Below are 22,069 nucleotides of genomic sequence, written 5' to 3'. Positions count from 1 at the left end.
GAGCGGTGCCCTCGGCACGCCTGTGTGGACAGCCCGGGGTCGTCCGAACTCCGCGTCCGCGGGGCCGACATCCGGGGCCGGGTCCAGTATCGTCGAAGTGCTGCTGACCTTCGCAAAGCCTGAGGTGACGGCATGGCGCCGGAAGGACACCTGGTGGCCGGTCGCTACCGGCTCCTGCGGGCGCTGGCGGCCGGGGGCATGGGCCGGGTGTGGCTGGCCGCCGACGAGCTGACCTCCCGCCAGGTGGCGGTCAAGAAGTGCGCGCTGCCGCCCGGCCTCACCCCCGCCCAGCAGGACCTGGTCCGAGATCTGACACTGCGGGAGGCGCGGGCGCTGGCCCGGGTCCGGCACCGCAACGTGATCCGGATCCTCGACGTGCTGCCCGGGCACCGGGAGCCGTGGATCGTGATGGAGTACGTCGCGTCCCGCACGCTGCTGGAGGTCATCCAGGAGTCGGGGCCGTTGCCGCCGGAGCGGGCGGCGGCCGTCGGGCTGGCCGTGCTGAAGGCGCTGAACGCGGCCGGCCGCGCCGGGGTGCTGCACCTCGACGTCAAGCCGGCCAACGTGCTCATCGGCGACGACGGGCGCATCGTGCTGGCCGACTTCGGCCCGGCCGGCACCGACGCGGGCGTCCGCGCGCTCACCGGCGCCGGCATCCTGCTCGGGTCGCCCAAGTACATCGCGCCGGAACGGCTGGTCCGCGGCGTTTCGACCCCGCAGGCCGATCTCTGGTCGCTGGGCGCGACGCTCTACCACGCCGTCGAGGGCCGGCCGCCGTACGTGCGGGCGACCGTCGACGACACCCTGCGCGCCCTGGCCGGCAGCCCGCCCGACCCGCTGGCGCGCGCGGGCCCGCTCACCGGCGTGCTGGAGGGTCTGCTGCGGCGCGATCCGGTGCAGCGGCTCAGCGCGTCCGAGGTGGAGGCGCAGTTGCGCCGGGTGGCCGCGCCGGACGCCGGGCCGGGCCGCGCGGACCGCCGGATGGCCGCCGCCGCGGTCTTCGTCCTGCTGGCGGCCCTCGGCGGGACGGCGGCGGCGGTGCGCTACGACGACCGGCCCGGCAACGCGCCCGCGGTGGCGGCCTTCCCGCCCGCCCGGGCCCCCTTCGTGCTGCCCCGGGACTTCCGCTGGTGGACCGAGACCGGGCAGTTCCGGGTCGCGGTGCCGGTGGGCTGGCGCCGCGGCCGGGACGCCGGGGCGCTGGTGTTCCGGGCCGCGGCCGGCGCGCCGGTGCTGCGCGTCGGCCGGTGGGACCCGGCGCCGCGCGACGTGGTCGCGGCGCTGGTCGCCGAGGAGAACGCCGTGTCCCTGGCGTCGTACCGGCGGCTGCGGATCGAGGCGCTGGGCGCGCCGGCCGGGGCGGTGTGGGAGTACACGTTCCGCGACCCCGGGGGCGCCGCGATGCACGGGCTGCGCCGGGTGCTGAGTGTGGGGGACCGCATCTACCTGGTCGAATGGCAGGCGCCGGCCGCGGCGTGGGCGGGCGAGCTGCCGCGACTGGCCGTGGTGCTGGACAGCTTCGGCCCGCCGCCGGCCGCGCAGGCGGGCCCGCAGCGACGCCCCCGGTGAGGCCCGCGGCCGGCGCTCGGCCGGGCGGTCAGGCCACGGCCGGGGGAGCCCCCGGCAGGGCCCGCAGCCACGCGCGCGGCCCGGCGTGCCGGACCCGGACGCCGGCGACGCCCACCGCGTAGCGCAGCGCCGGCACCAGCTCGTCGCCGCGGCCCAGGGCCACCGCGAGCGCGCCGTGGAAGACGTCGCCGGCCCCGGCCGTGTCCACCGCCGCGACCGGCGGCACGGTCAGCTCGCCGCTCTCGTCGCCGGACCACCAGCGGACCGGCGCCGGCCCGTGGGTGACGGCCCCGCGCCGCACCCCGGCGGCCCGCAGCGCCTCGCGGACCGGGGCCGGGCCGGGTGGGCGGAACGCCGCCGAGCAGACCACCACGTCGGCGGCCGGCAGCAGGTCGGCGAAGACCGGTCGCCAGCTGCCCGCGTCCAGCAGCAGCGGCCGCCCGCACGCGGCGGCGGCGCGGGCGAGCCGCGGGTGGTGGCCGTCCGCCAGCACCACGTCCGCGCCGGCCAGCACCCCGGCCAGGCCGGGCGGCACGGGCACCTCGGCCCCGGCGGCATTGCGGCTGACGATGGTGCGCTCGCCGGTGGCGTCCAGCACGGTGACGGCCGAGACCGGCGGCGGGGTACGCGCCAGCGGCGTCGCGTCGAGCACCGTCACCCCGTACGCCGCGGCGTCGGCGTGGATCAGGCCGGCCAGCGGGTGCGCGCCGACCGCGGTGACCAGGGTGACCGTGGCGCCCAGGGCGGCCGCCGTGATCGCCGCGTTGGTGGCCGGGCCGCCCGCGGCCACGTCCGCGGCGAGCGCCTCGGCCTTGGCGTCCACGCCGGGCAGCCGCTCGACGCGCTGCACCAGGTCCACGGTGGCCAGCCCCACGCAGACGACGTGCACGCCGGCCGCCTCAGTCGGCCAGGTCGGAGAAGAACACGCCGATGTTGCGGAACACCTCGGCGACGCCGTCCCCGATGCCCCGGGCGATGTCGGCGGCCGGCCCGGGGTTCGTGCCGATGTAGAAGATGACCAGCGCCAGGACGATCCAGCCCACGGCCTTCTTCATGGCACACCTCGTCTCGCGCGTCTTGATCGATGTGATCGTGGCACAGCCGCGCACGCGGGACCGGCGGCTACGCGGTATCGATACCGAAAAGCCGGGCGGCGTTGTGCCAGCAGACCGCGCGCAGCCAGTCGTCGCCGAGCTCCAGCCGGCGCAGCGACTCGAGCTGGTGGCCGTACGGGTAGGGGATGTTGGGGAAGTCGCTGCCGAGCAGCACCCGGCCGGCCAGCCCGAGCTCGCGCAGCCGGGGCAGCAGGGCCGGCGGGTACGGGGCGAGCTGCTCGAAGAAGTCGGTGAAGGCCATCGTGGTGTCCAGCCCGGCCCGCTCGTGCCGCTCGGCCAGCGCGAGGAAGCCCTCGTACTCCGGCCCGCCGAGGTGGGCGACGAGCAGCGTGAGGCGCGGGTGGCGGGCGAGCACCTCGCCGATCGGGCCGGGTCCGGTGAAGCCGTTGGCGACCGGGCCGGAGCCGGCGTGCACGACGACGGGCGTGCCGGTGTCGGCCAGCAGGCCCCACGCCTCGTCCAGCTGCTCGTCGCGCGGGTCGAAGCCGCCGACCTGCAGGTGCAGCTTGAAGATCCGGGCGCCGCGGTCCAGCGCCGTGCGGACGTCGGTGAGCGCGGACGGCTCCGGGAAGAACGTCGCGCTGGGCAGGCAGCCGGGGGTGCGCGCGGCGAAGTCCAGCGTCCACGTGTTGAGGTCGGCGGCCATGCCGGGGCGGTGCGCGTACGCCAGGGCCGAGAACAGCCGTACGCCCAGTCTCCCCAGCTCGGCCACCCGCTCGGCCTCGGTGCCGCGGTAGCGGATCGGCCAGGGCCGGCCGATCAGCGGCCCGGCCTGGTCGAAGTGGGCCCAGACCCGGCGCTGCATGCGCTCGGGCAGGAAGTGGGTGTGCACATCCGCCAGGCCCGGGAGCCCCAGCGCGCCGATGAAGTCGTTCACGTCCCGATCATCGCGCACCGCGCCACATGAAAGCCACTTGTTTTTGAGTGTTACTGTCATTTCATGGCTACTTCCACATCTCGCTGGTGGGCGCTGGCCGCGCTCGCCCTCTGCACCCTGGCCGTGGGCCTGGACAGCACCGTGCTCAGCGTCGCGCTGCCCACCCTGGCCGGCGACCTGCACGCCACGACCGGTGACCTGCAATGGATCACGACCGCCTACCTGCTGGTGCTGGCGGCCGCGCTGCTGCCGGCCGGCATGCTGGGTGACCGGTTCGGCCGCAAGCGGATGCTGCTCGGCGCGCTGGTCGTCTTCGGCGCGGCGTCGGTCGCCTGCGCGTACGCGACCACGACCGGTCAGCTCATCGCCGCCCGGGCCGCCCTCGGACTCGGCGCCGCGGTGCTCATGCCGCTCACCTCAGCCGTGCTGACCGTGCTGTTCGAGCCGGCGGAGCGGTCCCGGGCGCTGACCGTGTGGGTCACCGCCAGCGCGCTCGGCATCCCGCTCGGACCGGTGGTCGGCGGCTGGCTGCTGGACCACTTCTGGTGGGGCGCGGTCTTCCTCATCAACGTGCCGATGGTGCTGGCCGGGCTGGTCGCCGTCGCGCTCTGGGTGCCGGAGTCGCACGGCGACCGCGGCCGCCGCTTCGACCCGGTGGGGATCGTGCTGTCCACGGCCGGGCTGGTCGCGGTCACCTACGGCGTCATCGAGGCCGGCGAGCGCGGCTGGACCGACCCGCTGTCCCTGCTCACCGCGGCCGGCGGCGGCGCCCTGCTGGCCCTCTTCCTGGCCTGGCAGCGGCGGGCCCGGGCCCCGCTGGTCGACCTGGCGCTGTTCCGCTCCCGGGCCTTCACCTGGGGTTCGCTGCTGGCCACGGTGGCCAGCTTCGGCATGTTCGGCATGCTCTTCGCGCTGCCGCAGTTCTTCCAGGCGATCGGCGGCAGCGACGCGCTGGGCACCGGCCTGCGCCTGCTGCCGGTCATCGGCGGGCTGCTGGTCGGGGCCCGCGTCGCCGGGCGGCTGGAGCCGCGGCTGGGCGCCCGGACCCTGGTGACGGCGGGGCTGGTGCTGATGGCGGCGGGCCTGTTCGCCGGCGCCGCGACCGGCCCGGACACCGGCTACGGCTCCGTCGCCGCGTGGATCTCCGTCGCCGGGGTCGGGCTCGGCTGCACCATGCCGCCGGCCATGAACGCGGCCCTCGGCGCGCTGAGCGTCGAGCGCAGCGGGGTCGGCTCCGGGCTGATCCAGGCGATGCGCCAGGTGGGCGCGGCGATCGGGGTGACCGTGCTGGGCACGGTCCTCAACGGCGCGTACCGCGACCAGGTGGACGTGACGGGGCTGAGCGCGACGGCGGCCGGGGCGGTCCGCGACAGCGCCACCGCCGGGGTCGCGGTCGCCGGCGGGCTCGGCGACGGGGCCCTGCTCGCCTCGGTGCGGGCGGCGTTCACCGCCGGGATGGACAGCGCGCTGGTGGTCGCCGCGGTGGTCGCCGCGGTGGGCGCCGTCCTCTCGCTGCTCTTCCTGCCCGGCCGGGCGCCGGCGGCGCCCGCACCCCTGCCGCCCGGATCGCTGCCGGCCCCGGCAGAATCGGTGGTATGACGTCGTCCCTGCCGATCGGGCTGCGCGAGCGCAAGAAGGCCAAGACCCGGGCCGCCATCCGCGAGCACGCGATGCGGCTCTTCGAGGCGCAGGGGTACGCCGCCACGACGGTCGACCAGATCGCCGAGGCGGCGGACGTCTCGCCGAGCACGTTCTTCCGGTACTTCCCGACCAAGGAGGACGTGGTCCTCGCCGACGACTACGACCCGGCCGTGGTCGCCGCGCTGCGGGCCCAGCCCCCGGAGCTCAGCCCGCTCGAGGCCGTCCGGCGCAGCCTGCGCGAGTTCTTCGGCCAGCTCACCGACGAGCAGTGGGCCCAGGAGCGGCGCCGGCAGCAGCTCATCCGGTCCGTCCCCGAGCTGCGGATGCGCAACCAGCAGCAGTTCGCCGACTCGATCACGTTGCTCGCCGAGGTGGTGGCCGAGCGCGCCGGGCTGCCGGCCGACGACTTCTCCGCCCGGGTGCTGGCCGGCGCGGTCATCGGCGCGGCGCTCGCCGCGACCCGGGACGGGATGGGCATGGCCCAGGGCGTCACGTACCACGACGACTTCGACCGGGCGCTCGCCCTGCTCCAGGACGGGCTCCCGGTCGGGCCGCCCGGCTCGTAGCCCGCCCGCTCAGGTCGGGTTCCGCTCCGCCAGCGACCGGTGGGCGGCCGCCAGGAAGCGGTCGGAGAGGTCGGTGCCGGCCGTCGCCCGGGACAGCATCAGGGCGCCCGCCATCGTGGCCACCGCCACCAGGTCCTCCTCGTCGCCGTCGGCCAGCCAGCGGGCGAAGTCGCGCACCCCCGCCGCGTACGGCTCCCGCGCCGGGCTGTCGGCCGCCTCGCGGGCCAGGTCCCCGCCCAGGGCGGTGGCGGGGCAGCCCTGCCCGGCGTCGTCGCGGTGCTCGGCGGAGAAGTAGTAGTCGAGCAGCGCCGACCGGGCGGCCGCGCGGTCGCCGGCGTGCTGCTCGTCGAGGGCGGCCAGCCGCGCGCCGAGCTCACCGAAGGCCCGGCCGGTGGCCTCGGCGACCAGCGCCTCCTTGGACGCGAACCGCTTGTAGAAACCGCCGTGGGTCAGCCCGGCGGCGGCCATCAGGTCAGCGACGCTGACCCCCGGCACGCCGCGCTCGCGGAACAGCCGGGCCGCCTCGGCGACCACCCGCTCGCGGTTCTGCTGGGCCTGGGCCTGCGTCGACCGTGCCATGCCGCACCTCCGGCCCCCATCTTATATGACGTCCGTCATCCAACCTTGCCCGGTTTAGATGAGGGTCATAATCTATTTTTCGTCGGACCTACGGAAGGAACCACCATGCAGCTCGAGAACTCCGTCGCCCTCGTCACCGGGGCCAACCGCGGCCTCGGCCGGCACTTCGCCGCCCAGCTCCTGCAGCGCGGCGCCACGGTGTACGCGGCCGCCCGGCGCCCCGAGACCATCGACCTGCCGGGCGTGATCCCCGTGTGCCTCGACATCACCGACCCCGCGGCGGTGGCCCGGGCGGCCGAGCTCGCCGGGGACGCCACCGTGCTGATCAACAACGCCGGCACCAGCCGCGGCGCCGGCCTGCTGGACGGCGACCTCGACGAGATCCGGGCCGAGATGGAGACGCACTACTTCGGCACGCTGGCCGTCACCCGGGCCTTCGCGCCGGTCCTCGAACGCAACGGCGGCGGCGCGGTGCTGAACGTGCTGTCGGTGCTGTCCTGGGTGCACCCGGCCCCGTTCGGGGCGTACGCCGCGGCCAAGGCGGCCGAGTGGGCGCAGAGCAACGCCCTGCGCGATCTGCTCGCCCCCCGGGGCATCACGGTGTCGGCCCTGCACGTGGGCTTCATGGACACCGACATGGCGGCCGGAGTCCCGGCGGAGCAGAAGGTCGACCCGGCCGTGGTGGCCAAGCTGGCCCTGGACGGCGTCGAGGCCGGCCGTCCGGAGATCGTGGCCGACGACTTCAGCCGTACCGTCAAGGCCGGGCTGTCCACCGCGCTGCAGGACTGAGCCGCGGCCCGGCGGCCCCGGCCGCCGTGGCTTTCCGCCCGGTCAGCAGGACGGGGTTGGAAAGCGGGGGCATCGGGTAGGGCACGCGCATGATCCCGCTCTCTGCACCGGTGCTGGCCGCGGAAGCGATCACCTCCGCCGGGACCGGCCAGCTCGTCCTCGCCGCGGTGCTCGGCATCGCGGCCGTCGTCCTGCTCATCGCCTGGGCCAAATGGCATCCCTTCCTCGCCCTGATCATCGGTGCGGCCGTCCTCGGGGTCGTGGCCGGCGTCGCGCCCGACGCCACCATCAAGTCCTTCACCGCCGGGGTCGGCAGCACGGTCGGCAGCGTCGGCCTGCTGATCGCGCTCGGCTCGATGATCGGGGCGCTGCTGGCCGAGTCCGGCGGCGCCGACGGCATCGTCACCTCGATCGTCCGGCGGTTCTCCGGATCGGCGCTGCCGTGGGCCATGGCCGGCGTCGCGGCGCTCATCGGCCTGCCGCTGTTCTTCGAGGTCGGCGTCGTGCTGCTGGTGCCGATCGTGCTGCTGGTGGCCCGGCGCACCGACGTGCCGCTGCTGAAGATCGGCATCCCGGCGCTGGCCGGCCTGTCGGTGCTGCACGGCCTGGTCCCGCCGCACCCCGGCCCGCTGGTCGCGGTGTCCAGCCTCGGCGCCGACCTGGGCCTCACCCTGGCCTTCGGCCTCATCTGCGCCATCCCCACGGTGATCATCGCGGGCCCGGTCTTCGGCAACTTCATCGCCAAGCGGGTGCCGCTCGCGGTGCCCGCCCTGCTGGCGCCGGCGGGCGTCGGCGACCGGTCCGCCGGTTCCGGCCCAGCCGGCGGTCAGGACTTCGTGGACCGCGACGACCTGGCCAACGCCGGCTCGGCGGAGCCGGACCGGCCGGTCGACGCCGGCCTGCCGGACCGCCGGCGCCACCCCAGCGTCACCGCCGCGGTGCTGACGATCCTGCTACCGATCGTGCTGATGCTGATCCGCGCCGTCGGCGAGCTCACCCTGGACGAGGACACCGGCCTGCGCCAGGCGCTCGACATCGCCGGCACGCCGGTGGTCGCGCTGCTGGCCGGCGTGCTGCTGGCGATGTGGACGCTGGGCAAGCGGGCCGGCTTCGACCGGGCGCAGACCTCGGCGGTCATCGGCGGCTCGCTGCCGCCGATCGCCGGCATCCTGCTCATCGTCGCCGCCGGCGGCGGCTTCAAGCAGGTGCTGGTGGACGCCGGGGTCGGCAACGTGGTCGCCGACGCGGCCAAGGACGCGAACATCTCGGCCCTGCTGCTCGGCTTCCTGGTGGCGGTGGGCATCCGGGTGGCGACCGGCTCGGCCACCGTCGCCACGATCACCGCCGCGGGCATCGTGGCCCCGCTCGCCGCGACCCTCGACAAGCCCGAGATCTCGCTGCTGGCCCTGGCCATCGGCTGTGGCTCGCTGTTCTTCTCGCACGTCAACGACGCGGGTTTCTGGCTGGTCAAGGAGTACTTCGGGATGACCGTCGGGCAGACCATCAAGACCTGGTCGGTGATGGAGACGATCATCTCGGTGGTCGGCTTCGCCTGCGTGATGATCCTGGACGTCTTCGTCTGACGCGGGACCGGGAGGCGGGGCCGGCGGTTCGCGGGCCCCGCCTCCGGCGTTCAGCGGGTACGCCGCAGGTAGGTGAACACCAGCGCGGCGACGCACACCACGGTGGCCACGCCCAGCGCGATGTGCAGCACGAGCGCGCCGCCGTAGAGCGAGAGCGCCAGGTTGCCGACCGTGCAGAGCACGAGCAGCGTCCAGGCCAGCGCCCGGCCGGCGGACGGGTGGTTGCGGTCGATGTCGGTCATGCCGTCGACGCTAGGCGCGTCCCGGCCGGTCTCCCATCCCGTCACCTGCCCGGCCGGGGGTACAGCCAGCTGTACTTTCCGGCCCCGGCCGGGCCACCGGTGGCGTTCGCCCCCTAGGGTCAGCGGCCATGGAGGCGACACAGATCCGGCGGCTGGCGGGGGAGGCCCGCGGCTCCACCGGGCGGGCGCTGCGCGACCTGGTCGGCGGGCTCGGCACGGCCGCCCTGGCCCTGGGCGTGCTGCTGTGGCTGGCCCTGGTGGCCGCCGCCGGGCTGATCGGGATCGGACTGGCGCTGGTGCCCTCGGCGGCGCGCGCCCTGCACGCCGTCGCGGATCTGGAGCGGGCGCGGCTGTCGCGGCGCGGCGCCGAGGTGCTCAGCCCTGGCCCGCCGCCCGGGCGCTGGCGGGCCGTGCTCACCGATCCGGCCACCCGCCGCGAGCTGCGCTGGCTGATCCGCCACGCCACCGCCGGCCTGCTGCTCGGCGTCCTCGGCATCCAGCTGCCCGTCTGGGCGGTCCGGGACGGCACGTTCGCGCTGTGGTGGCGGCTGATCCCCGAGGGCGGGCGCACCCCGGGGCTGGGCCTGTGGACCGTGCACGACTGGCCCGGCGTGGTCACCGTCTCGCTGCTCGGCGTCTGCTGGGCGGTGCTGACGGTCGGCCTGTCCCCGGCGCTGGCCCGGTGGCAGGCCGCGCCCGGCCGGCGGCTGCTCGCGCCCGGCCCGGGGACCGACCTGTCGCTGCGCATCGCCGAGCTGACCGCGACCCGGGCCGCGGCCCTGGACGCGCACGCCACCGAGCTGCGCCGCATCGAGCGGTCGCTGCACGACGGCACCCAGAACCGGCTGGTCGCCACCACCGTCCTGCTCGGTGCGGCCCGCCGGATGCTGACCCGCGACCCGGCCGAGGCCGAGGTCCTGCTGGAACGCGCGCAGAGCGCGGCCGAGCAGGCCCTGGCCGAGCTGCGGGCGGTGGCCCGGGGCATTCTGCCGCCGGTGCTCGCCGACCGCGGGCTGGCCGGCGCGCTGAGCGGGCTGGCCGCGGCCTGCGCCGTGCCGTGCCGGATCGAGGTCGACGTGCCGGGCCGCTGCGCCGCCGCGGTCGAGGCCACGGCCTACTTCGTGGTGGCGGAGGCGCTGACCAACATCGCCAAGCACAGCGGCGCCACCCGGGCCGAGGTCGCCGTGCGCGGCAGTGACACCATGCTGCGGTTGCGGATCACCGACGACGGCCGGGGCGGCGCCGACGAGGCGCGCGGGTCCGGGCTGGTCGGCATCCGCCGCCGGATCGGGGCGCTCGACGGCGGCCTGACCGTGACCAGCCCGCCCGGCGGGCCGACGACCCTGGAGGTGGAGCTGCCGTGCGGATCGTGATCGCCGAGGACGACGCCCTGCTGCGCGAGGGGCTGGCGCTGCTGCTGCGGGCCGAGGGACTGGACGTGGTGGCCACCGCGGGCGACCCGGACGCGTTCCTGGCCGCCGTCGACCGGTACGGGCCGGACGTGGCGATCGTCGACGTGCGGATGCCGCCGACGCATGCCGACGAGGGCATCGTGGCGGCGGTCGAGGCGCGGCGGCGGCGGCCGGAGCTGGCGGTGCTGGTGCTCTCGGCGTACGTGGAGCAGATGTTCGCCACCGAGCTGCTGGCCGGCGGCGCCCGGGGCCTGGGCTACCTGCTCAAGGAGCGGGTCGGCCGGGTCGAGGAGTTCCTGGCGGCGCTGCACCGGGTCGCGGCGGGCGGCACCGCGATCGATCCCGACGTGGTGGCCCAGCTGTTCGCCCGGACCCGCCCGGACTCGCGGCTGGAGCGGCTCAGCCCGCGTGAGCGCGACGTGCTGGCCCTGATGGCCGAGGGCCTGGGCAACGTGGCGATCGCCGAGCGGCTGTTCGTCAGCGAGGGCGCCGTGCACAAACACATCCGCAGCATCTTCCACAAGCTGGACATGGCGCCGGACGACCGCTCGGACCGCCGGGTCGCCGCCGTCCTGCGCTACCTGGACGGCCGGGAGCGCGCCCGCTGAGCCGCCGGTGGGCGACGGCCGGGCCCGCGGGCCCGGCCGGCACCGGTCACGCGTTCTGCTGGTCGCGCCAGGCGAGCCACTGCTTCAGCTCGCCCAGGTCCGGCTTGGGCCCGCCGACCCCGACGGTGAACAGCGAGACGCCCAGCTCCCGCAGCTCCGCGCCGCCGGTCGCCGGGTCGCCCTTGGGGGCGGCGGTCGACACCTCGATCTCGGCGATGTCCCGGCCGGCGTCCGCGCAGTGCCCGCGCAGGACGCCGAGCTTGTGCGCGATGGTCGCGGCGTCGCCGAAGCTGTGCCAGATGTCGGCGTGCCGGGCCACCAGCTTGAGCGTCTTCTTCTCGCCGCCACCGCCGATCAGCACCGGGATCTTGCGGGTCGGCGGCGGGTTGAGCTTGCCCCAGCGCGACTCGATCCGCGGCAGCGCCCCGGCGAGGTCGTCGAGCCGGCCGCCGGCGGTGCCGAACTCGTAGCCGTACTCCTGGTAGTCCCGCTCGAACCAGCCGGAGCCGATGCCGAGGATGAGCCGGCCGTCGCTGATGTGGTCGACGGTGCGGGCCATGTCGGCCAGCAGTTCCGGGTTGCGGTAGCTGTTGCAGGTGACGAGCGCGCCGATCTCCACCCGGGAGGTCGACTCGGCCCACGCGGCGAGCATGGTCCAGCACTCGAAGTGCAGGCCGTCGGGCTCGCCGTACAGCGGGTAGAAGTGGTCCCAGTTGAACAGGACGTCGGCGCCGAGCTCCTCGGCCTCGGCCGCCGTACGGCGGATGGTGGCGTAGTCCATGTGCTGGGGCTGGAGCTGCAGCCCGATCCTTACCGGCCTCGAGGTCATGATCGCAGCCTAATCCCGCACGCGGTGTGATGTTCGGCTCGGGGGATTCTCAAGGTCAGCACAGCTTCGTCGCGCAGGATGGTCACCATGCGTAGACGGACACTGCTGGCCGGGCTGGCCGCCACCGCCGGCGCCGGGGCCCTGACGGCGTGCGCGGCGCAGCCCGGGGCCGCCCGGCCCGGCGCGACCACCGCCTCCGCGTCGGCGGCGCCCATCCTCGCTTCCACCACCGCGTCGTCGCTGGCCCCGCGGGACGTGACCGCGCCGTACACCCCGCCGCCGGGTATCGCCCCGGCGGGCGCCTTCGCGGTCGGCCGGCGCGTGCTGGAGTTCGCCCGCGGCGCGGACCGGCCGCTGCCGACCACGGTCTGGTACCCGGCCGCCGGTACGGCCCCGCCCAGCCCCGACCCGGTCGACGACGCGCCGGCCGCCGCCGGCCGGTTCCCGCTGGTGCTGTTCAGTCACGGCCTGACCGCGCAGCCGGGCGACTACGCGGCGATGCTCTCCCGCTGGGCCCAGGCGGGGTTCGTCGTGGCGGGCCCGACCTACCCGCGCACGTCGTACGGCGCCAGCGACTTCTACGCCCCGGACATCGTGAACCAGCCCGCGGACGCCTCCGCGGTGCTGGACGCGCTGCTCGCGCCGGCCGACCCGCTCGGCCGTATGATCGACGCGGACCGGATCGGGGCCGCCGGTCACTCCGCCGGGGGAATCACCACCGTCGGGTTGTTCAGCGCGCATCGTGATGAACGTCTCAAAGCGGGCGTGGTCCTGGCCGGCACCGACTTCCAGGCGGCGCCCTTCGCCGGCCCCTCCGCGGCGCTGCTGTTCGTGCACGGCCGCAAGGACGAGACGGTGACCTTCCGGGCCGGGCACGCCGTGTACGCGGCGGTGCCCTGGTCACGCGCGCTGCTGGCGATCACCGACGGCGGGCACGTCACCCGGGCGGGCGACTTCGAGGCGACCACCGGCACATCGGCGGAGTTCCTGCGCTGGGCCCTGTACGGCGACGCCGCCGCCCGGCAGCGGATCCCGGCCGCCGCCCGGGCCGGTGATGTGGCGACTCTCGAGTCGGACCTCTGAGCGGCGGTCTTGGATCTTCGTGACTAACCTGTTTCGAGTGACCTCCCCAACGCCTCCCCGCGACCGCAACAAGTTCGCCAGCGCCGGATCACTGCTGATCTGCGGGCTGCTGGCGGGCGTGGTGGTCGCCGCAGCCTCGTTCCCCGCCGTCGCCATGTCAGGGCTGGCGGCCAAGGCCGGGTCGGAGACGTTCGCGCAGTTGCCCAGCCAGCTCGAACAGCAGACCGCGCCGCAGGTGACGCGGGTCTTCGCCGCGGACAACAAGACCCAGCTGGCGGTCATGTACGACGAGTTCCGCAGCGACGTCCCGCTCAAGGACATCTCGGTCAACATGCAGAACGCGATCGTCGCCGCCGAGGACCACCAGTTCTACAAGCACAACGGCGTCGACCTCAAGGGCGTCGCCCGGGCCTTCGTCAACAACAAGCAGGGCGGCGACAAGCAGGGCGCCTCGACGCTGACCATGCAGCTGGTCCGGATGACGCTGGCCTACTCCGCGCGGACCCCGCAGGAGGCGGTCGACGCGACCAAGGACACCCCGGAGCGCAAGCTCTCCGAGATGAAGTACGCGCTGCAGCTCGAGAAGGAGCTGACCAAGCAGCAGATCCTCGAGCGGTACCTGAACATCGCCCCGTTCGGCAACGGCGCGTACGGCGTCTACGCCGGCAGCCAGGTGTACTTCAAGAAGAAGCCGCGTGACCTCTCGGTGGCCGAGGCCGCCCTGCTGGCCGGCATGGTCAAGGCGCCCACGTCGTTCGACCCGACCACCACCAGCGGCTACCCGCAGGCGCTGGACCGGCGCAACTACATCATCGACAACATGCGGGACCTGGGGTACCTCAAGCCCGACGAGGCCACCAAGGCCAAGGCGGTCAAGCTGGGCCGGACCACCAACCGGCCGGGCAACGGCTGCGTGTCGGTCGCGAAGAACAACTGGGGCTTCTTCTGCGACTACTTCTACCGCTGGTGGCTGAGCCAGGAGGCGTTCGGCAAGACCACGTACGACCGCGAGCGGCAGCTCAAGACCGGCGGCTACCGGATCGTCACGTCGCTGGACGTCAAGGCGCAGAGCGCGGCCCGCAAGGAGATCACCGGGCTCATCAAGGACACCAACCGCAACGCGCTGCTGCTGGCCGGGGTGGAGCCCGGCTCGGGCCGGGTGCGCACGCTGGCGGCGAACCGCAAGTACAAGCTGGACAGCACCAGCGACCCGGAGAACAAGATCTCGTCCGACCCGCGCAAGGCGGCCGAGGGCATCCGCGGCACGTACCCCAACACCACCAACCCCATCATCACCGGCGGCGGGGACATCAGCGGCTACCAGGCCGGTTCGGTGTTCAAGATGTTCACCATGGTGGCGGCGCTGGAGAGCGGCCTCGAGCCGAGCTTCACGATCGACGCCCAGGAGCGGTACCGGTCCGGCTACATCATCGATCCGCGCTCCGACGCGGCCTGCCCCGGCACGCACTTCTACTGCCCCGGCAACTCCTCCAAGAGCGAGGTCGGCCCGTTCAACATGTGGACCGGCTTCGGCCGCTCGGTCAACACGTACTTCGTGCCGCTGCAGGAGAAGGTCGGCGCGGAGAACGTGGTCGACGTGGCGAAGCGGTTCGGGGTCAAGTTCCGGGCGCAGAAGGACGCGGAGATGGCGAACAACGAGGAGGCCGCGAACCAGTGGGGCGCGTTCACCCTCGGCGTCTCGGCGTCCACACCGCTGGACATCGCCAACGCGTACGCGACGCTGGCCGGTGACGGCATGTACTGCGCGCCCACCCCGATCCAGCAGATCTACACCCAGGACGGCAAGAAGAGCGACATCGGCCAGCCCAAGTGCAACCGGGCCACCAGCAAGGACGTCGCCCGCAAGGCGCTGGACGCGGCCCGCTGCCCGGTCGGCGACCGGGCCCAGCTGGGCAACTGCGGCGGCGCCACCGAGCCCAGCGCCCGCCGCGTCGTCGGCCACCCGGTCTTCGGCAAGACCGGCACCACCGACGACGACAAGACCGCGGCGCTGGTGGTCGGCACCCAGGACCTGGTGGTGGCCGGCTACCTGGTCAACCCCGACTGGGCCGGGCACACCGACCGGATGTCGCACGGCATCGTGAACCCGGCGGTGTACCGCACGATGGCGGACTACATGGAGGGCAAGCCGGAGCAGGAGTTCAAGAAGCCCGACTGATCCGCCGCTCCCAGTCTTCGGCCCGCGGCCATCCGGGCGTTGTGGTTCGGCCACGCGACGCGCACCATCGAGCTCATACATTGCCCGTGGTCTATCCATTGCGGAATGTGGGAGCACACATGGTCGGTAGGAGCAGGATCGCGGCAGCGCTGTCCGTGGCGCTGGTGTCCATCGGCCTCGCGGCGCCGGCACCCGCCGGCGCCGCGGTCGGCCGGGCCGAGCTGGCGCTGCGCTGGGCGCCCATCCACTACCAGGACGTCGACGCCACCGGCAGCCACGCGCTCGGCGGCCGGTCGGACTACCTGACCCGGGTCGACTTCGACGGCGACTGGAACGGGCGCAACAACTGGGACCGGGCCGGGCAGGCCGGCGCGTCGTTCTCGGCCGCGGTGTACTACTCGGTGGCCGAGACCGGCACGCACTGGTTCATCACGTACTTCTTCTTCCACCCGCGCGACTGGGTGGACCACCCGTTCTTCGAGACCGAGCACGAGAACGACGGCGAGGGCGTGCTGCTCGCGGTGCAGAAGGACGGCTCCACCTACGGGGTGCTGCGCTCGGCGGTAACGGTGGCGCACACCAGCTTCTACTCGTACACCCCCAGCGGCAGCACCTGGACCTCGGGCCGGGAGACCGTCGACGGGACGCTGCAGCTGCAGTCGTCGCCGCACGACTCGTTCCAGCACCCGGTCACCGCGCAGGAGGTGCAGGGTCACGGCCTCAAGGCGTACCCGCAGTACCGGATCAACGGCGACGGGCTGGTCTACTACCCGTCGGACCGGGGCGAGGCGCCGAGCGGCACCAACGACCGTGACGTGCCGTACGAGCTGATCGACATCTTCGCCGACGGCGGGCTGTGGGCCCGGCGCGACGCCGCCGGCCTGTTCGCGAACCTGGGCACCTTCGCCGGCGACACCTCGGGCGACTGCGGCGTGGGCACCTACTCCTGCGGCACCAACTCGGCCAACGCGCCGTGGGGCTGGGACGACGGCGACGACCTGCCGGGACGCGGCGAGATCGCCACCGACCCGGCCAAGCTGTCCGCCGAGTACTTCACCGTGCCGGGCGAGCTGGCGCGGGCGTACGCGTACAACCCGTACACGGCCGAGCGGGCCGACCTGCGCGAGGCCGCGCGGACCGCACCGCCGGTCACGGACTGACGGCGGCGCCGGCGGCCGGGATGTTCCGGCCGCCGGCCCGTGTTGCAGTGCGCCGCCCGCCCGGATGACATAGAACTTGACGCATGGATGCGACCGAGATCGCGCGCGCGTGGTTCGCCATGTGCCGCACGGGGGACGAGCAGCGGCTGGCCGACCTGGTCACCGACGACTTCGTGGCGCACGGGCCGGGCGGCAGCGGGGACCGGGCCGCCTTCACCACCTGGCTGCGCTGGTACCCGGCCGCCTTCGCCGACCAGCAGCCGGTCGTCGAGGACGTCATCGGCAGCGGGGACAAGGTCGTGGTGCGCTACACGATCCGGTCGACGTACCGGGGTGGGTACCTGGACCTGCCGCCCGGCGGGCAGAGCGTGCGGGAGACCGGCATCATCATCTTCCGGCTGGCCGGGGAGAAGGTGGCCGAGAGCTGGTTCGAGGGCAACGACCTCGAGGTGGCCCGGCAGATCGGCGGCCGGATCATCCCGGCCTGAGCGGCCGGGCCCGGCTCAGCCGCCCCAGCGGTCGGCGTGCACGGCCAGGTGCAGCGGCCGCCGGCGGCGCCAGCCGTGGCGTTCCAGATCCGGTACGTCGGCCAGCCGGCTCACCGGGCCCAGGCACAGCCAGGCCACCGGCCGCACCCCGGCGGGAATGCCGAGCAGGTCCCGCAGGAACTCCTCGCGGTAGAACGACACCCACCCCACGCCCAGTCCCTCGGCCGTGGCCGCCAGCCACAGGTTCTGGATGGCCAGGCAGGCCGAGTAGAGCCCGGCATCGGCGATGGCGTGGCGTCCCAGCACCGCCGGCCCGCCGCGGCCCGGGTCGTAGGTGACCACGACCGACAGCGTCGACTCCAGGATCCCGTCGATCTTGATGCCGGCGAAGCGGCGGGCCGCGTCCCCGGTGAGGCCGGTCGCGAAGACGTCCCGCTCGGTGTGCACGTGCCGGTGGAACGCCTGCCGCAGCTCCCGGTCGCGCACCAGGATGAAGTCCCACGGCTGGGACAGCCCGACGCTGGGCGCGGCGTGCGCGGCGGCCAGGATCCGATCGAGCGCCGGCGGGGGCACCGGGTCGCCGGTGAACTCGCCCCGGACGTCCCGGCGCCGGTTGATGGTCTCGTACAGGTCGTGGGTCATGGGCAGGCTCCCGCCGCGCTCGTGCCCCGGGCCGGCCGGGGCGTCAGGCGCGAGGCCGGTCTTCGGACTCCCGGATCAGCGCCTCACCGTCCGCCTTCCCGGCCCGTGGGCCAGTGGCTGCGCCCGGAGCGCAGGGACGGCAGCTCCCCGGTCACCGCGGCGGGCCCGTGCCGGATTCGCACCGGCTTCCCGATTCTCCCCACCCGCGGGCGGGGCACCTCGCAACAAGTTCGTGCCGGGCGACACGTTACCGCCGGGCTCGGCGGCCGCCCGCGGCGGCGTGCGATCGCTCTACGATGGACGGATGACCCGGCATCTGCTCGTCCCGGGGCGGGGCATCCCGCGCCCCGAGCACTGGCTGCGGCGCTGGGCCGGCGCGCACCCCGGCTGGCGTTGGGCGCCGCGGCCGCCGGGTCCGCCGTTCGTCCTCGAGGAGCGGGTGGCCGCCCTGCACGCGGCGGTCCGGGCCGACGACGAGCCGGCCGTGCTGATCGCCCACAGCGCCGGCTGTCTCGCCGTGGCCGCCTGGGCCGGCCGGCACACCGGCCCGGTGCGCGGCGCGTTGCTGGTCACGCCGCCGTTCCTCGATCCCGGCCGGATCCCCGGCCCGGACGACCCGCCCGACCTGGCGTTCGGCGTGGCGCCCCGGGACGAGCTGCCGTTCCGCACGACGCTGGTGGCCAGCCGCACCGATCCGTACACCACCTTCGCGCAGTTCGAGCGGTACGCCTCGGGACTGGGGCGCGGAGCTGGTCGACGCCGGCGACGCGGGCCACCTCGAGACCGCGAGTGGCTACGGTCCCTGGCCGGACGGGGAACGCCTGGTGGCCGCGCTGGGCTGAGGCGGGCGCGCGGCGCCGGGCCCGGCGGTGGCCGGACCCGGCGTGGCGGCGGTGCTCAGCTGCAGGCGGCCCCGTTCAGGGTGAAGCCGCTCGGCGCGGCGTTGTTGCCGGTGTGGGTGGCCTGGTAGCCGATGGTGGTCGAGCCGCCCGGTGGGATGGCGGCGTTGTAGCTGACGTTGGTCGCGGTCACCTGGCCGCTGGCCGGCGCGTACGTGGCGTTCCAGCCGGAGGTGATGGCCTGTCCCGGGGGCAGGGTGAACCGCAGCGACCAGCCGTTGATCGGGGTGGCGCCGGTGTTCCGGATGGTGATGTTGTCGGTCAGGCCGGTGTTCCAGGCGCTGACGGCGTTGGTCACCTGGCAGGCGCCGCTGCCGCCCGGTGAGGTCGGCGGCGACGTGGGCGGCGAGGTCGGCGGCGTCGTCGGCGGCGTGGTGGGCGGGTTGGTGGGGGTCGATCCCTCGCTCACCGTGATGTTCGAGCTGCCGCTGCTCTGGTAGCCCTCGGTCGCCAGGATCTGGTAGTTGTGGGTGCCCAGGTTGAGCCCGAGCCGGGCCCACGCGTCGAAGTGGTTGGCCGTGGTGATGGTGCCGCCGGTGCGCTTCTGCTGCCGAACGCTCCAGTACTGGTAGAACGTCGCGGTGCCGATGATGGACGGCTGGTTGACCCGCTGGGTGCGGTAGATGTCGTAGGTGCTGCCGTCGGTGGTGACCGAGCCCAGCCGCTGCGCCCCGGTGCTGGGGTTGTAGCTGCCGAAGTTCTCCACCACGTAGTACTCGATGAGCGGGTTGGTGGTCCAGCCGTACAGCGCCAGGTAGCCGTTGCCGTTGACGTTGAACGAGCCGGAGTAGTTCACCGTGTGCCGGGAGCCGGGGTTCCAGCCCTTGCCGACGACGGTGTTGTTGATGCCGCTCCACTGGACGCTGTACTGGCCGCCGGCGCCCAGGTTCATGGTGACGTTGCCGCTGTCCTTCCAGTACGAGAAGAAGTAGCCGTTGTGGGTGCCGGTGGTGTTGGAGGTGACCGTGCGGTCGGCTTCGGCGTGGGCGGCGCCGGCCAGGGTCACCGAGGCCGCCGCCAGCACGACGGCGCAGGCGGCGCCGGTGAGCAGCCGGAGGCGATCACGCCGGCGGCGCGGGGGGAGGGGGGAGTCGGTCATGCGCGCGCATCCTTGTCGTGAGGCCGCGTTGAAGTCCATCGATGGCGAGTATTGGTCGGCCGGGACGGGCTGTCAACAACTTCCGGAAGGAAGCCGAGAGCTCAGAGCGGGGTAAAGCGCGGCATAGGCGGTCGAAACGGCGCCGATTCGGACCCTTTTTCTCGGGCCGAAACCTGAAAGTTTCGGAGCCGGTCAGGCGCCCAGGATGTCGTCGAGCCAGGCATTGCGGAAGACCCCGCGCGGGTCGTACCGGTCCACCAGGGCGCGGAAGTCGGCGAAGCGCGGGTACAGCCCGCGGACCGTCGCCGCATCCTGGGTGAAGACCTTGCCCCAGTGCGGCCGGGCCGCCAGCGGCGCGAGCTGCTCCTCCAGGGCCGCCACGGCCGGCAGCACCTGCTCCGTGTCGGCGATCCAGGTGAAGTGCAGGCCCAGGCTGTCGCGCCGGTAGTTCATGCTCAGCCACAGCTCGTCGGCGGCGACCGTGCGGATCTCGTTCACCTGCAGCACCGGCGCGATCCGGTCGCGGACCCGGGCCACCGCGTCGATCGCCTCCAGCGCCCGCTCGCGCGGGACCATCCACTCCGACTGGAGCTCCGCGCCCGTGCTCGGGGTGAACTCCATGCGGAAGTGCGGCAGCCGGGCGTGCCACGGGCCCGGCACCCCGAACTGCTCGGTGCTGTTGTCCGCGGGCAGGCCGGGCACCGGGTGGCGCGGGCCGTCGGCCGGGCGGGCGCCGAACAGCGGGCCGGGCGGCAGCTCGTCGGTGCGCTTGAACCACGCGTGGTTGATGTCGGGCGAGCTCCAGTCGGTGAAGAGGCTGACGCTGTACCCGTGCGCGAGGATCTCCGGCAGGTGCTGCTCCAGCGCGGCCCGCGGCAGGTCGTCGTAGACGTACTGGCGCAGCTCGAACGCCGGCACCACGTCCAGGGTGAGCGCGGTGACCACGCCCAGGGCGCCCAGGCCCACCACCGCGCCGGCGAAGTCGTCGTCGCCGCGGCGCAGCGTCACCGGCTCGCCGTCGCCGCGGATCAGCTCGATGCCCGCGACCGAGGTGGCCAGGTTGCCGTTGCGCACGCCGGAGCCGTGGGTGGCGGTCATGACCGCCCCGGCCACCGAGATGTGCGGCAGCGACGCCATGTTGTGCACCGCCAGCCCCTCGGCGTCGAGCAGGTCGGCCAGCTCGCCGTAGCGGATGCCGCCGTCCACCCGGACGGTCCGGCGGTCCGCGGCGATCTCCGCGATCCGCGGCAGGTCGGCCAGGCTGATCAGATCGCCGGTGGTGTCGGCCATCCGGTTGAACGAGTGACCACTGCCCAGCACCCGCAGCGGACCGCCGGCCGCCACCAGCTCGCGCAGCTGCGGCAGGCCCGCCGGCCGGTGCAGCCGGCGGGCGCCGAAGGTGATGTTGCCGGCCCAGTTGGTCACCACGTTGCTCACCGGGCCAGCCTAGGCGATCAGGAAGCGGCCGCCACCGGCTCCGTGGTGACCGTCGCCACCGGCCCGGTCGCCGGCTCGGTCGCCGGCTGGGTGGCTGGGCGCTGCCAGCGGGTGGCCTTCACCTTGCGGCCGCTGACCGGCCGGGGACCCTCGGCGAGCGCCTTGGCCTCGCCGCGGTTGGGCAGCGAGAGCCGGAAGACCTTGTACCAGGCGGAGCCGACCTGGCGGGGCAGTGAGCCGCTGGTGTACGACAGGCCGTACCGCTGGAACAGGTCGCGGATCTGCGGCGCGATCTCCTGGTAGCGGTTGCTCGGCAGGTCGGGGAAGAGGTGGTGTTCGATCTGGTACGACAGGTTGCCGGTCATGATGTGCATCGCCCGGTTGCCGTCGATGTTGGCCGAGCCCAGCATCTGGCGCAGGTACCACTCGCCGCGGGTCTCGCCCTCGATCGAGGTGCGCTCGAAGGTCTCGACGCCCTCGGGGAAGTGGCCGCACATGATCACCGAGTGGGTCCAGAGGTTGCGGACCAGGTTGGCGGTGGCGTTGGCGGCGATCGTGGTCAGCCAGGAGCCGGTCAGCGCGGACAGCGCCGGGTGCACGCCGTAGTCCTTGAGCAGCTGCTTGCCGATCTTGCGGCGGACCTGCTTGAGCCGCTCCTTGAACTGCGGCGACTGGCGGCGCTTCCTGGTCTTGAGGTTCTTGCCCAGCTCCAGGTCGTACGCGGCGATGCCGTACTCGAAGAAGCAGGCGTTGACGAAGTTCCAGAGCGGCTGGCCCAGGTGGATCGGGCTCCAGCGCTGCTGCTCGTCGACGCGCATGATGCCGTAGCCGAGGTCGTTGTCCTTGCCGATCACGTTGGTGTACGTGTGGTGCAGCTCGTTGTGCGAGTGCTTCCACTGCTCCGACGGCGAGGCGTTGTCCCACTCCCAGGTGGTCGAGTGGATCTTCGGGTCCCGCATCCAGTCCCACTGGCCGTGCATGACGTTGTGCCCGATCTCCATGTTCTCGAGGATCTTGGCGACCGACAGCCCGGCCGTGCCGAGCAGCCAGGCCGGCGGGAAGATCGAGACGAGCAGCAGGGCCCGGCTGGCCAGCTCGAGCCGGCGCTGCGTGCTGATCACCTTGCGGATGTACTTCGCGTCCCGCTCGCCGCGGCTGGCCACGATCTCGTCGCGCAGGGCGTCCAGCTCGCGGCCGATGGCCTCGATGTCCTCTTCGGTCAGGTGCGCGATCGGGTTGACGGGCTTGCGCTGCAGAGTGGTCACGGCAGTC

Annotated in this window: 22 protein-coding genes and 1 riboswitch; of the genes, 12 read left to right on the top strand and 10 right to left on the bottom strand. The window is 73.9% G+C overall.

What is annotated here, in order from left to right; genetic code table 11:
• Nucleotides 1-132: 132 nt before the first annotated feature.
• Complete coding sequence (locus tag Ani05nite_RS20620; RefSeq protein ID WP_203770476.1) at nucleotides 133-1,569, top strand: serine/threonine-protein kinase; 1,437 nt, start codon at nucleotides 133-135, stop codon at nucleotides 1,567-1,569.
• Nucleotides 1,570-1,597: 28 nt separating this feature from the next.
• On the opposite strand, the gene Ani05nite_RS20615 is transcribed toward Ani05nite_RS20620, so the two are convergent.
• The 3 genes from Ani05nite_RS20615 to Ani05nite_RS20605 form a co-directional block, all read right to left on the bottom strand.
• Nucleotides 1,598-2,458, bottom strand: a complete 861-nt coding sequence (locus tag Ani05nite_RS20615; protein WP_203770474.1) for a PfkB family carbohydrate kinase — start codon at nucleotides 2,456-2,458, stop codon at nucleotides 1,598-1,600.
• 10 nt (nucleotides 2,459-2,468) lie between these two features.
• Nucleotides 2,469-2,624, bottom strand: a complete 156-nt coding sequence (locus tag Ani05nite_RS20610; RefSeq protein ID WP_203770472.1) for a hypothetical protein — start codon at nucleotides 2,622-2,624, stop codon at nucleotides 2,469-2,471.
• 67 nt (nucleotides 2,625-2,691) lie between these two features.
• On the bottom strand, nucleotides 2,692-3,621 hold the full coding sequence (locus Ani05nite_RS20605) for an amidohydrolase family protein (RefSeq protein WP_203770471.1): 930 nt from the start codon (nucleotides 3,619-3,621) through the stop codon (nucleotides 2,692-2,694).
• A gap of 3 nt (nucleotides 3,622-3,624) precedes the next feature.
• Between Ani05nite_RS20605 and Ani05nite_RS20600 the strand changes: the two genes are divergently transcribed.
• Together Ani05nite_RS20600 and Ani05nite_RS20595 are read left to right on the top strand one after the other, a co-directional pair.
• Nucleotides 3,625-5,160 (top strand): DHA2 family efflux MFS transporter permease subunit, encoded by a 1,536-nt coding sequence (locus Ani05nite_RS20600; RefSeq protein WP_203770470.1) that lies wholly within the window; start codon nucleotides 3,625-3,627, stop codon nucleotides 5,158-5,160.
• Entirely contained in the window at nucleotides 5,157-5,768 is a 612-nt protein-coding gene (locus Ani05nite_RS20595) for an acyl-CoA-like ligand-binding transcription factor (RefSeq protein WP_203770469.1), read from the top strand. Before Ani05nite_RS20600 ends, Ani05nite_RS20595 begins: the two co-directional genes overlap by 4 nt.
• A gap of 9 nt (nucleotides 5,769-5,777) precedes the next feature.
• Here the strand turns inward: Ani05nite_RS20595 and Ani05nite_RS20590 are convergent, their stop codons facing one another.
• The gene (locus tag Ani05nite_RS20590) at nucleotides 5,778-6,347 is read right to left on the bottom strand and encodes a TetR family transcriptional regulator (protein WP_203770468.1); all 570 of its coding nucleotides are present in this window, start codon (nucleotides 6,345-6,347) and stop codon (nucleotides 5,778-5,780) included.
• Between the two features lie 105 nt (nucleotides 6,348-6,452).
• Between Ani05nite_RS20590 and Ani05nite_RS20585 the strand changes: the two genes are divergently transcribed.
• Both Ani05nite_RS20585 and Ani05nite_RS20580 read left to right on the top strand, forming a co-directional pair.
• Nucleotides 6,453-7,136, top strand: a complete 684-nt coding sequence (locus Ani05nite_RS20585; RefSeq protein ID WP_203770467.1) for an SDR family oxidoreductase — start codon at nucleotides 6,453-6,455, stop codon at nucleotides 7,134-7,136.
• 89 nt (nucleotides 7,137-7,225) lie between these two features.
• On the top strand, nucleotides 7,226-8,719 hold the full coding sequence (locus Ani05nite_RS20580) for a GntP family permease (RefSeq protein ID WP_203770466.1): 1,494 nt from the start codon (nucleotides 7,226-7,228) through the stop codon (nucleotides 8,717-8,719).
• Nucleotides 8,720-8,769: 50 nt separating this feature from the next.
• Here Ani05nite_RS20580 and Ani05nite_RS20575 read toward each other — a convergent pair whose 3' ends face one another.
• Nucleotides 8,770-8,961, bottom strand: a complete 192-nt coding sequence (locus tag Ani05nite_RS20575) for a hypothetical protein (RefSeq protein WP_203770464.1) — start codon at nucleotides 8,959-8,961, stop codon at nucleotides 8,770-8,772.
• Between the two features lie 128 nt (nucleotides 8,962-9,089).
• On the opposite strand from Ani05nite_RS20575, the gene Ani05nite_RS20570 reads away from it, so the two are divergent.
• Both Ani05nite_RS20570 and Ani05nite_RS20565 read left to right on the top strand, forming a co-directional pair.
• Nucleotides 9,090-10,334, top strand: coding sequence for a sensor histidine kinase (locus Ani05nite_RS20570; protein WP_203770462.1), 1,245 nt, complete (start codon nucleotides 9,090-9,092; stop codon nucleotides 10,332-10,334).
• Nucleotides 10,322-10,981 carry a response regulator gene (locus Ani05nite_RS20565; RefSeq protein WP_203770460.1) on the top strand — a complete coding sequence of 220 codons (660 nt, stop codon included), beginning with the start codon at nucleotides 10,322-10,324 and terminating at the stop codon, nucleotides 10,979-10,981. The genes Ani05nite_RS20570 and Ani05nite_RS20565 overlap by 13 nt, the downstream gene beginning before the upstream one ends.
• Nucleotides 10,982-11,027: 46 nt before the next feature.
• On the opposite strand, the gene Ani05nite_RS20560 is transcribed toward Ani05nite_RS20565, so the two are convergent.
• Complete coding sequence (locus Ani05nite_RS20560; RefSeq protein WP_203770458.1) at nucleotides 11,028-11,810, bottom strand: LLM class F420-dependent oxidoreductase; 783 nt, start codon at nucleotides 11,808-11,810, stop codon at nucleotides 11,028-11,030.
• Between the two features lie 87 nt (nucleotides 11,811-11,897).
• On the opposite strand from Ani05nite_RS20560, the gene Ani05nite_RS20555 reads away from it, so the two are divergent.
• From Ani05nite_RS20555 to Ani05nite_RS20540, 4 genes are all read left to right on the top strand, one after another.
• Nucleotides 11,898-12,893, top strand: coding sequence for an alpha/beta hydrolase family protein (locus tag Ani05nite_RS20555; protein ID WP_203770456.1), 996 nt, complete (start codon nucleotides 11,898-11,900; stop codon nucleotides 12,891-12,893).
• A gap of 37 nt (nucleotides 12,894-12,930) precedes the next feature.
• A complete protein-coding gene (locus Ani05nite_RS20550; protein ID WP_239130434.1) occupies nucleotides 12,931-15,072 on the top strand; it encodes a transglycosylase domain-containing protein in 2,142 nt (713 codons plus the stop codon).
• A 119-nt stretch (nucleotides 15,073-15,191) separates the two neighbouring features.
• The gene (locus Ani05nite_RS20545; protein ID WP_203770452.1) at nucleotides 15,192-16,232 is read left to right on the top strand and encodes a hypothetical protein; all 1,041 of its coding nucleotides are present in this window, start codon (nucleotides 15,192-15,194) and stop codon (nucleotides 16,230-16,232) included.
• A gap of 83 nt (nucleotides 16,233-16,315) precedes the next feature.
• Nucleotides 16,316-16,720, top strand: coding sequence for an ester cyclase (locus Ani05nite_RS20540; RefSeq protein ID WP_203770450.1), 405 nt, complete (start codon nucleotides 16,316-16,318; stop codon nucleotides 16,718-16,720).
• Between the two features lie 15 nt (nucleotides 16,721-16,735).
• On the opposite strand, the gene bluB is transcribed toward Ani05nite_RS20540, so the two are convergent.
• Nucleotides 16,736-17,362: a 5,6-dimethylbenzimidazole synthase gene (gene bluB / locus Ani05nite_RS20535; RefSeq protein ID WP_203770448.1), complete on the bottom strand. Its 627-nt coding sequence runs from the start codon at nucleotides 17,360-17,362 to the stop codon at nucleotides 16,736-16,738.
• Nucleotides 17,363-17,398: 36 nt separating this feature from the next.
• A riboswitch (cobalamin riboswitch) is annotated at nucleotides 17,399-17,599 on the bottom strand.
• A gap of 67 nt (nucleotides 17,600-17,666) precedes the next feature.
• On the opposite strand from bluB, the gene Ani05nite_RS42395 reads away from it, so the two are divergent.
• The gene (locus tag Ani05nite_RS42395; protein WP_203770446.1) at nucleotides 17,667-18,332 is read left to right on the top strand and encodes an RBBP9/YdeN family alpha/beta hydrolase; all 666 of its coding nucleotides are present in this window, start codon (nucleotides 17,667-17,669) and stop codon (nucleotides 18,330-18,332) included.
• Here Ani05nite_RS42395 and Ani05nite_RS20525 read toward each other — a convergent pair.
• From Ani05nite_RS20525 to Ani05nite_RS20515, 3 genes are all read right to left on the bottom strand, one after another.
• Nucleotides 18,260-19,360, bottom strand: coding sequence for a glycoside hydrolase family 11 protein (locus Ani05nite_RS20525; protein ID WP_203770444.1), 1,101 nt, complete (start codon nucleotides 19,358-19,360; stop codon nucleotides 18,260-18,262). The two genes, Ani05nite_RS42395 and Ani05nite_RS20525, sit on opposite strands and share 73 nt — an antisense overlap.
• Nucleotides 19,361-19,552: 192 nt before the next feature.
• The gene (locus Ani05nite_RS20520; RefSeq protein ID WP_203770442.1) at nucleotides 19,553-20,797 is read right to left on the bottom strand and encodes a D-arabinono-1,4-lactone oxidase; all 1,245 of its coding nucleotides are present in this window, start codon (nucleotides 20,795-20,797) and stop codon (nucleotides 19,553-19,555) included.
• A gap of 17 nt (nucleotides 20,798-20,814) precedes the next feature.
• The gene (locus Ani05nite_RS20515; RefSeq protein ID WP_203770440.1) at nucleotides 20,815-22,062 is read right to left on the bottom strand and encodes a fatty acid desaturase family protein; all 1,248 of its coding nucleotides are present in this window, start codon (nucleotides 22,060-22,062) and stop codon (nucleotides 20,815-20,817) included.
• Between the last annotated feature and the right edge of the window lie 7 nt (nucleotides 22,063-22,069).

It is taken from the genome of Actinoplanes nipponensis, from assembly GCF_016862275.1.
In the GTDB taxonomy this organism is placed as follows: Bacteria; Actinomycetota; Actinomycetes; order Mycobacteriales; family Micromonosporaceae; genus Actinoplanes; species Actinoplanes nipponensis.
This window is presented reverse-complemented; position numbering and strand designations above follow the sequence as displayed.

Coding starts and splice junctions, on each gene's coding strand:
- Ani05nite_RS20620 (WP_203770476.1), top strand. CDS start 133: ATGGCGCCGGAAGGACACCTGGTGGCCGGTCGCTACCGGCTCCTGCGG.
- Ani05nite_RS20540 (WP_203770450.1), top strand. CDS start 16,316: ATGGATGCGACCGAGATCGCGCGCGCGTGGTTCGCCATGTGCCGCACG.
- Ani05nite_RS20545 (WP_203770452.1), top strand. CDS start 15,192: ATGGTCGGTAGGAGCAGGATCGCGGCAGCGCTGTCCGTGGCGCTGGTG.
- bluB (WP_203770448.1), bottom strand. CDS start 17,362: ATGACCCACGACCTGTACGAGACCATCAACCGGCGCCGGGACGTCCGG.
- Ani05nite_RS20610 (WP_203770472.1), bottom strand. CDS start 2,624: ATGAAGAAGGCCGTGGGCTGGATCGTCCTGGCGCTGGTCATCTTCTAC.
- Ani05nite_RS20590 (WP_203770468.1), bottom strand. CDS start 6,347: ATGGCACGGTCGACGCAGGCCCAGGCCCAGCAGAACCGCGAGCGGGTG.
- Ani05nite_RS20580 (WP_203770466.1), top strand. CDS start 7,226: ATGATCCCGCTCTCTGCACCGGTGCTGGCCGCGGAAGCGATCACCTCC.
- Ani05nite_RS20560 (WP_203770458.1), bottom strand. CDS start 11,810: ATGACCTCGAGGCCGGTAAGGATCGGGCTGCAGCTCCAGCCCCAGCAC.
- Ani05nite_RS20605 (WP_203770471.1), bottom strand. CDS start 3,621: ATGACAGTAACACTCAAAAACAAGTGGCTTTCATGTGGCGCGGTGCGC.
- Ani05nite_RS42395 (WP_203770446.1), top strand. CDS start 17,667: ATGACCCGGCATCTGCTCGTCCCGGGGCGGGGCATCCCGCGCCCCGAG.
- Ani05nite_RS20525 (WP_203770444.1), bottom strand. CDS start 19,360: ATGACCGACTCCCCCCTCCCCCCGCGCCGCCGGCGTGATCGCCTCCGG.
- Ani05nite_RS20585 (WP_203770467.1), top strand. CDS start 6,453: ATGCAGCTCGAGAACTCCGTCGCCCTCGTCACCGGGGCCAACCGCGGC.
- Ani05nite_RS20600 (WP_203770470.1), top strand. CDS start 3,625: ATGGCTACTTCCACATCTCGCTGGTGGGCGCTGGCCGCGCTCGCCCTC.
- Ani05nite_RS20575 (WP_203770464.1), bottom strand. CDS start 8,961: ATGACCGACATCGACCGCAACCACCCGTCCGCCGGCCGGGCGCTGGCC.
- Ani05nite_RS20595 (WP_203770469.1), top strand. CDS start 5,157: ATGACGTCGTCCCTGCCGATCGGGCTGCGCGAGCGCAAGAAGGCCAAG.
- Ani05nite_RS20570 (WP_203770462.1), top strand. CDS start 9,090: ATGGAGGCGACACAGATCCGGCGGCTGGCGGGGGAGGCCCGCGGCTCC.
- Ani05nite_RS20555 (WP_203770456.1), top strand. CDS start 11,898: ATGCGTAGACGGACACTGCTGGCCGGGCTGGCCGCCACCGCCGGCGCC.